The following is an 8641-nucleotide window of genomic DNA, read 5'->3' on the forward strand; positions in this document are numbered from 1 at the left end:
GTGGCGTCCTCGGCATCGCGGCCGGGGCATTTGTGGTGTCCTCTTTTGTTGGCGCCCACCGCGACGAGGACGGCGTGCGGGTGCTCGCGCCGCCCGCGCTGGCCGGCCCGCTCGCCGCGCACTGGAGCGCCCGCTACCAGGGCTGGCGCAGCCAGGACGTCTCCGGGGTGCTGGCCAGGCCGGTCGACCAGGCGGACGGCTGCGCCGCCTTCACGCCCGCCGACGCCGACCGGCTGCGCGGCCGGATCGCACTGCTGGAGTGGACGGTGAAGGACGCCGTCCGGGCCTGCGGCTCCACCCCGCGCGCCGACCACGCGGCCGACGCGGGCGCGCTGGGCGTGCTGTTCGCGGCCGACGGCCAGCAGACCGGCGAGGTCTCCGGCAACGAGCGGATCCCGGCCGCGATCCTGGCACCGGCCGAGGCCGACCGGCTGCGCTCCGCGCTGGCGGCGGGCGAGGTCCGGCTCCAGCTGGCCGCGGTCGGCAACACGCTGCACGGCGCCGTCCCGCAGGAGCAGCCCGAACGGGTGGACCGGTTGACCGGCTTCAGCTCGCGCGGGATCGGCGTGGCCGGCGTGGTCAAGCCCGACCTGGCGGCTCCCGGCGAGACGATCTGGTCGGCGAAGGCCGGTACCGGCACCGAGGGCACCCGCGACGACGGGACGTCGATGGCCGCCCCGCACGTCGCCGGCATCGCCGCGCTGGTCCGCGCCGCGCATCCGGACTGGACGGTCGAGCAGGTCAAGGCCGCGCTGATGAACACGGCGGGGGACACCTGGGCGGCCGACGGGCAGTCCGGTCCGGTCTACGGCCCGGAGCGGGCCGGCGCCGGGCGGGTCCGGGCCGACCTCGCGGCGGCCACCCCGGCGGTCGCGTACGCGGCCGGTGGCGAGGGCCAGGTGGGGGTCTCGTTCGGTCCGGTGCCGGTCACCGGTCCGGTGGAGCTGAGCCGTGAGGTCGAGCTGCGCAACCTCTCCGCGGCGCCGGTCGAGTACACCACCGGCTACCAGTCCTCGACCGAGCTGCCTGGCGCCCGTTTCGAGCTGACGCCGGACCGGGTGGCGGTGCCGGCCGGTGGCAGTGCCCGGGTGCGGGTCACGCTGCGGGCGCCGGGACGGCTGGACCGGACAGCCGACCCGAGCCTGGTGCTCACCCAGGCCGGTCACCCGCGTGCCTTCCGTGGCGAGCTCTCCGGGCGCCTGGTGCTCACCCCCGCCGCGCCGGGTGCGCCGGTGCTGCGGGTGCCGCTCTTCGCGGCGCCGCGCGCGGCCTCCGACCTGACGGCGGCGGTGGCCGCGTCCGGCTACCCGCTGGTCGCGGACCGCGGTGCGTCCGGCGAGCACGCCGTCGCCACCGCGGTCACGCTCAGCGGCACCCCGGCGCTGACCAGTACCGGCCCGGCCTCGCTGGTCAGCGCGTTCGCACTCGGCGGCGAGGGCGCCCGGTGGCCCGACTGCGGGAGCGGCGCACCGACCCAGAACCCGTTCGAGCATCCGGAACAGCAGGCCGCCAAGCACATCGACACCCCGTGCGTGGACCGCCCCGCCGAGCGCGCGGCCGACCTGCGCGCGGTCGGCGCCGCCACCGACGCACCGACCGCGCCCGGCGATCCGCTCAGCTCGGGCATGCTCTACCTGGCCGCCACCGGCTGGGCGCCCGCCGCCACGCCGGTCGGCCTGACCGCGGTGCGCGCCTCGCTGGACACCGACGGCGACGGCGTGACCGACGTGCTGGTCACCGCCGAGCGGCTGCCCGGCACCGACGTCCTGGTGGCCCGCACCCTCGACGCGGCGACCGGCAAGGAACTGGACGTCCAGCCGCTGAACGCCCGCTGGGGCGACACCGACACCGACCTGCTGGACAGCGACACCGTGGTGCTGCCGGTCCGGCTCGCCGCCCTCCCCGGCCTGCGCAAGTCCGGCGGCCGCCTCCGCTACGCCCTCTGGACCGGCTTCGCCGGAGCCAAGCCCGACCCCGCGCACGCCCTGAACTCGATCGGCCTGGCCGGCACCCGGCCCACCCTGGAACTGGACGCCCTGCACCCCGACCTCGACATCCGCGCGCTGGGCATCCACACCGGCGCCGCCGCCCCGACCGTGATCCTGGCCCCCGAGACCCCCGGCACGACCCTGGAGGTCCGCCGCGCCACCCCGGCCGCAGCCCGCCTGCTGCTGGTCCACCACCTCAACGACGACGGCCGCCGCGCCCAACTGCTCGACCTGCCGGCGGCGGGCTGACCCTTGCGGTGCCCTCAGACGTCAAGCCCGAGGGCACCGCAGGGCTCGTTCGGGTGATTCGGTAGCGGAACCCGCCGGGTAGCCTGAGGTGGACCGCCAGGCTCTCTCGCATGGGAGTAACGATGAGCGTCGAACCGTTCCCGGACTGGCTCCGGCCGCCGGTCGAGGGCTGGACGGCCGAGGATCTGGACCGGCTCCCCGAGCTGCCTCCGCACACGGAGCTGATCGACGGGAGCCTGGTCTTCGTGAGTCCGCAGACCATCTTTCACGTGCTCACCATGCGTTTGTTGGAGAACGGGCTGCTGAGTGCGGTACCGGAGGGCTGGGAGGTCTGGCGGGAGATCAGCGTCGTCCTGGGCCGGAAGAACCGGCCGGAGCCAGACCTGGTGATCGTCCGAGCCGAGGCGCGGATCAGCTACGCGCAAACCTCCTTTGCGGCGGAGGACATCCTGCTCGCTGTGGAGGTCGTCTCAGAGGAGTCGAAGGAGCGCGACCGTGAGGTCAAGCCCCGAAAGTACGCTGCCGCCGGGATCCGGTACTTCTGGCGCGTCGAGAGCAACGAAGGCAGTCCGGTCGTCTACACCTACGAGCGTGACCCTGTTGCCAACAGTTACGTCCCCACCGGTATCTTCCATGACCGTCTGAAGGTCGACCACCCGTTCCCGATCGACGTCAAGCTCCACTGACGTCCGCATGCTGGACGGCAGGTGTCAGCCATCGAGACCCCGGAGTACCGTTCCCACCATGTCTCGCAGCCTTCGTCTCGCAGTGATCCCCGGTGACGGCATCGGCCAGGAAGTCGTGGCCGAGGGCCTCAAGGTGCTTGCCGCCGCCCTCCCCGCCGATGTCAAGGTGGAGACGACCGAGTACGACCTCGGCGCCCGCCGCTACCACGCGAGCGGCGAGACGCTGCCCGACGAGGTGCTCGCGGAGCTGAAGACGCACGACGCGATCCTGCTCGGCGCGATCGGCGACCCGTCGGTGCCGTCCGGGGTGCTGGAGCGCGGGCTGCTGCTGAAGCTGCGGTTCGCCTTCGACCACCACATCAACCTGCGGCCGGGCAAGCTCTTCCCGGGCGTGCGGTCCCCGCTCGCCGGTGAGCCGACCATCGACTTCGTCGTGGTCCGCGAGGGCACCGAGGGTCCGTACGTCGGCAACGGCGGCTCGCTGCGCACCGGTACCGAGCACGAGGTGGCCACCGAGGTCAGCCTGAACACCGCGTTCGGCATCGAGCGGGTGGTCCGCGACGCGTACCGCCGCGCCGCCGCCCGCCCGCGCAAGAAGCTCACGCTGGTGCACAAGAACAACGTGCTGGTGCACGCCGGCCACCTGTGGACCCGGATCTTCCAGCAGGTCGGCCAGGAGTTCCCCGAGGTCAGCACCGACTACCTGCACGTGGACGCGGCGACGATCTTCTTCGTCACCCAGCCCGAGCGGTTCGACGTGATCGTCACCGACAACCTGTTCGGCGACATCCTGACCGACCTGGCCGCGGCCGTCACCGGCGGCATCGGCCTGGCCGCGAGCGGCAACATCAACCCCTCCGGCGAGTTCCCCTCGATGTTCGAGCCGGTGCACGGCTCGGCCCCGGACATCGCCGGCCAGGGCAAGGCCGACCCGACCGCCACCGTGCTGTCGGTCGCCATGCTGCTCGACCACCTCGGCTTCGCGGACGCCGCGGCCAAGGTGGAGACGGCCGTCGCCGCCGACCTGGCGGAGCGCGGTGCCGGGACCCGCAGCACCTCGCAGGTCGGCGACGCGCTCGCCGCCCGAGTATCCGGCTGACGGGCCGGCTGACAGGAACTCCGTAGGTACTCCGCCGGTCCTCCCAGCGGAGGAGAAAACCCACAGCTGTTCGGCACGGCCCCTGAGATGCGACTATCAACAGTGGGCCGTGCCGTCATGCGTTCTTCCCCCGATGGCGGTTGCGGCCCTGACCAACCCCACGGTGAAGGACTGAAGCCATGACCACGCCCACCCAGGCGCCCATCACGTTCGAGCTCAAGCCCTCCGCGCACCCGCTGCCCGCGGCGGAGCGCGAAGCGCGGCTGGCGAACCCCGGATTCGGCCGGATCTTCACCGACCACATGATCACCATCCGCTGGACCGAGGGCCGCGGCTGGCACGACGCCCAGCTCACGCCGTACGCGCCGCTGGAGATGGACCCGGCGAACATGACGCTGCACTACGGGCAGTCGATCTTCGAGGGCCTCAAGGCGTACCGCCAGCCCGACGGCGCCATCGCCACCTTCCGCCCCGAGGCCAACGCCGCCCGCTTCCAGGCCTCGGCCCGCCGCCTGGCGATGCCCGAGCTGCCCACCGAGGCGTTCGTCGAGGCCGTCGAGCTGCTCGTCCAGCAGGACCAGGACTGGGTGCCGAACCAGGCCGAGCAGAGCCTGTACCTGCGCCCGTTCATGTTCGCGACCGAGGTCGGCCTGGGCGTGCGCCCGGCCAACGAGTACCTCTTCATGATCATCGCCTCGCCGGCCGGCGCGTACTTCCCCGGCGGCGTGAAGCCGGTCTCGGTCTGGCTCTCCGAGGAGTACGTCCGGGCGGCTCCCGGCGGCACCGGCGCCGCCAAGTGCGCGGGCAACTACGCGGCCTCGCTGGTCGCCCAGGCCCAGGCCGCCGCGAAGGGCTGCGACCAGGTGGTCTGGCTGGACGCGGCCGAGCACAAGTGGATCGAGGAGATGGGGGGCATGAACCTCTACTTCGTCTTCGGCGAGGGAGAGAACGCGAAGATCGTCACCCCGGCCCTCTCCGGCGCGCTGCTGCCCGGCATCACCCGCGACTCGCTGCTCACCATGGCCGGCGACCTCGGCTACGCCACCGAGGAGCGCAAGATCTCCACCGACGAGTGGAAGCAGGCCAACGCCGACGGCACCCTCACCGAGGTCTTCGCCTGCGGCACCGCCGCCGTGATCACCCCGGTCGGCTCGGTCAAGTCCGCCCGCGCCGACTGGACCGTCGGCAAGGGCGAGCCCGGCCCGGTCACCATGCGCCTGCGCGAGACCCTGCTCGGCATCCAGGGCGGCACCGTCGCGGACACCCACGGCTGGCTGCACCCGATCGTCTGACCCCCGCACGACCCCGGGTGCCCCACAGCGGTGGGGCACCCGGGTGGGTAACCTCGAAGTGTTCCGCTCGTTGAGCTGTGTGGACCGGAAGGAGGGGCCATGTCTGCGCTGACGCACGACTTCGTCGAGATCGAAGACGACGGCGACGACCTGCTGGAAGCCTTTCTGGCGCTGGAGACCCCTGAGGGTTTCAAGGCCGAGCTCATCGAGGGGAAGATCGTCGTGACGCCACCACCGGACGGCGGGCATGAGACCGTCATCGGACGGATTGTGCGACAGGTGTTCACGCAGGGGCTTCGCGAGATCGACTTCGCCCCTGGGAAGGGTTTGATCGTTCCGGACGGGCGCTACATCCCGGACGCCACCTTCGCCCGGCGGGATGCCTTCCGCGACGCGGAGTCCTGGTGGAAGCCGGAGGACGTCCTGCTCGTCCTGGAAGTCACCTCGCTCCGTCCGGGGAAGGACCGCGAGGAGAAGCGCAGGGGCTACGCCGCCGCGGACATTCCGCTGTACCTCCTGGTGGACCGCAAGGCCGACAAAGTGATCCTGTACAGCGCGCCCGAAGGCGGCGACTACCAGAACACCCACACGGTCAGGGTCGGCGACCCGCTCGACCTCCCGGCTCCCTTCTCCTTCGCGCTCGACACCGGCGACCTCTTCTGACACACCGTCCCGCATCCCGAGACGTCCCGCCCGCTCCTCGGAACCTGTGCCAGACTCTCCGACGTGTCCTCGCTCGCGCTCATGATTAGCAGCAGGCGCGCCGGTCCGCAGTGACCGTTCCGCAGTGATCCCCGCGGGACGACCACCGTGTCTCAAGACCCGCGCGCAGACCTCTCGCACCCGCGAGGGGTCTTTTGTTTTTGTCCGGTCGGCCCACCCTGAACCGACCGGACAGGATCCGGACCTCCGACGACCCCTACGAGGCGTCGAGCGGATTCCGGGTGGCGCGCGGGATGGTGGACAGTGGAGCCGGGGGACACGACCCGGCAACAGCAGCCGCTCCCCGAAACGGAGAACCCAGGGCCATGACCGACGGCAGTACACGTCATCCCGACGACAGCTTCCACGTTTTCGACACCACGCTGCGCGACGGCGCCCAGCGCGAGGGGATCAACCTCACGGTGGCCGACAAGCTGACCATCGCACGGCACCTGGACGACTTCGGGGTCGGGTTCATCGAGGGCGGCTGGCCCGGTGCGAACCCGCGCGACACCGAGTTCTTCGCGCGGGCGGCCGCCGAGCTGGACCTGCGGCACGCGCAGCTGGTCGCGTTCGGCGCCACCCGCCGGGCCGGCGGCAGCGCGGCGCAGGATCCGCAGCTGGCCGCGCTGGTCTCCTCAGGCGCGCCGGTGATCACGCTGGTCGCCAAGTCGCACGACCGGCACGTCGAGTTGGCGCTGCGCACCACGCTGGAAGAGAACCTGGAGATGGTCCGGGACAGCGTGGCGTACCTGCGCTCGTGCGACCGCCGGGTCTTCATCGACTGCGAGCACTTCTTCGACGGCTACAAGGCCAACCGCGACTACGCACTCTCCGTGGTCCGGGCCGCGCACGAGGCCGGCGCCGACGTCGTGGTGCTCTGCGACACCAACGGCGGGATGCTGCCCGCGGGCGTGCGCGAGATCGTCGCCGACGTGAAGCAGAGCATCGGCGCGCGGCTCGGCATTCACGCCCAGGACGACACCGGATGCGCCGTGGCGAACACGCTCGCCGCCGTTGACGCCGGCGCGACGCACGTGCAGTGCACCGCGAACGGCTACGGCGAGCGGGTCGGCAACGCGAACCTGTTCCCGGTGGTCGGCGCGCTGGAGATCAAGTACGACCAGCGGGTGCTGCCGGCCGGCAAGCTGGCCGAGATGACCCGGATCTCGCACGCCGTCGCCGAGGTGGTCAACCTGACCCCGTCCACGCACCAGCCCTACGTCGGGGTCTCCGCGTTCGCGCACAAGGCCGGTCTGCACGCCTCCGCGATCAAGGTCGACCCGGACCTGTACCAGCACATCGACCCCGAGCGGGTCGGCAACACGATGCGGATGCTGGTCTCCGACATGGCCGGGCGCGCGTCGGTCGAGCTCAAGGGCAAGGAGCTCGGCTACGACCTCTCCACCGACCGCGACCTGGTCGGCCGGGTGGTCGCCAAGGTCAAGGAGCAGGAGAACCTCGGCTACACGTACGAGGCCGCCGACGCCTCCTTCGAACTGCTGCTCCGCGACGAGGTGCACGGCACCCGCAGCCGCTTCTTCACGCTGGAGTCCTGGCGGACCATCAGCGAGCAGCAGGCGGACGGCAGCGCGGGCAACGAGGCGACCGTCAAGCTCTGGGCCAAGGGCGAGCGGATGATCGCCACCGGCGAGGGCAACGGCCCGGTGGACGCGCTGGACAAGGCGCTGCGCACCGCGCTGGAGCAGATCTACCCGCAGCTGGCCAAGCTGGAGCTGGTCGACTACAAGGTCCGCATCCTGGAGGGCCAGCACGGCACCGGCTCGCGCACCCGGGTGCTGGTGGAGTCCTCCGACGGCAGCACCACCTGGTCCACCGTCGGGGTGGCGGACAACGTGATCGCCGCCTCCTGGCGGGCCCTGGAGGACGCCTACACGTACGTCCTGATCAAGTCGGGCCTGCGGCCCGAGAGCTGACGCGCCGTGGGGACCCCGGACCGCGGGGTCCCCAACGCTCGGCCGACCCTGGCGAGCGGCGTCGACGCGGCCGCCCGATCAGCGCAGGCGGGCGAGGAGGGCGTGTTCGACGAGGGTGATGAGGGCGCTTTTGGCGCTGTCTCGTCGGCGGGCGTCGAGGGTGATGATGGGGGTGTCGGGTCCGAGTTGGAGTGCTTCGCGGACTTCGTCGGGGGTGTGGGGCTGGTGTCCGTCGAAGCCGTTGAGGGCGACGACGAAGGGGAGCCCGCTGTTCTCGAAGTAGTCGAGGGCGGGGAAGCAGTCGGCGAGGCGGCGGGTGTCGACGAGGACGACGGCGCCGATGGCGCCGCGGACGAGGTCGTCCCACATGAACCAGAAGCGGTCCTGGCCGGGGGTGCCGAAGAGGTAGAGGATGAGGTCTTCGTCGAGGGTGATTCGGCCGAAGTCCATGGCGACCGTGGTGGTGGTCTTGCCGGCGGTGTGGGTGAGGTCGTCGATGCCGGCGGAGGCCGAGGTCATGACGGCTTCGGTGCGCAGCGGGTTGATCTCGGAGACGGCGCCGACGAGGGTGGTCTTGCCCACGCCGAAGCCGCCGGCGACGACGATCTTCGCGGAGGTGGTGGCGCGGGTGGCCGCGGGGCTAGAGCTTGCGAAGTCCACTGAGGACCCTTTCGAGCAGCGTGACGTC

General features: G+C 71.7%; 7 protein-coding genes. 6 read left to right on the forward strand and 1 reads right to left on the reverse strand.

Going from position 1 to position 8641, the window contains the following annotated elements:
- The 6 genes from AC060L_RS07405 to cimA form a co-directional block, all read left to right on the forward strand.
- The coding region (locus AC060L_RS07405; RefSeq protein WP_483797728.1) for a S8 family serine peptidase at positions 1 to 2237 on the forward strand (2237 nt) is incomplete at its 5' end.
- Between the two features lie 122 nt (positions 2238 to 2359).
- Entirely contained in the window at positions 2360 to 2923 is a 564-nt protein-coding gene (locus AC060L_RS07410; RefSeq protein WP_483797729.1) for a Uma2 family endonuclease, read from the forward strand.
- A gap of 58 nt (positions 2924 to 2981) precedes the next feature.
- On the forward strand, positions 2982 to 4022 hold the full coding sequence (locus AC060L_RS07415) for a 3-isopropylmalate dehydrogenase (RefSeq protein WP_483797730.1): 1041 nt from the start codon (positions 2982 to 2984) through the stop codon (positions 4020 to 4022).
- A 179-nt stretch (positions 4023 to 4201) separates the two neighbouring features.
- Positions 4202 to 5314, forward strand: a complete 1113-nt coding sequence (locus AC060L_RS07420) for a branched-chain amino acid aminotransferase (RefSeq protein WP_483797731.1) — start codon at positions 4202 to 4204, stop codon at positions 5312 to 5314.
- A 99-nt stretch (positions 5315 to 5413) separates the two neighbouring features.
- Positions 5414 to 5977 carry a Uma2 family endonuclease gene (locus AC060L_RS07425; RefSeq protein ID WP_483797732.1) on the forward strand — a complete coding sequence of 188 codons (564 nt, stop codon included), beginning with the start codon at positions 5414 to 5416 and terminating at the stop codon, positions 5975 to 5977.
- A 365-nt stretch (positions 5978 to 6342) separates the two neighbouring features.
- Positions 6343 to 7953, forward strand: a complete 1611-nt coding sequence (gene cimA, locus AC060L_RS07430; protein WP_483797733.1) for a citramalate synthase — start codon at positions 6343 to 6345, stop codon at positions 7951 to 7953.
- A gap of 78 nt (positions 7954 to 8031) precedes the next feature.
- Here cimA and AC060L_RS07435 read toward each other — a convergent pair whose 3' ends face one another.
- Positions 8032 to 8613: a GTP-binding protein gene (locus AC060L_RS07435; RefSeq protein WP_110673255.1), complete on the reverse strand. Its 582-nt coding sequence runs from the start codon at positions 8611 to 8613 to the stop codon at positions 8032 to 8034.
- Between the last annotated feature and the right edge of the window lie 28 nt (positions 8614 to 8641).

The organism is Kitasatospora sp. NEAU-69 (assembly GCF_057158765.1).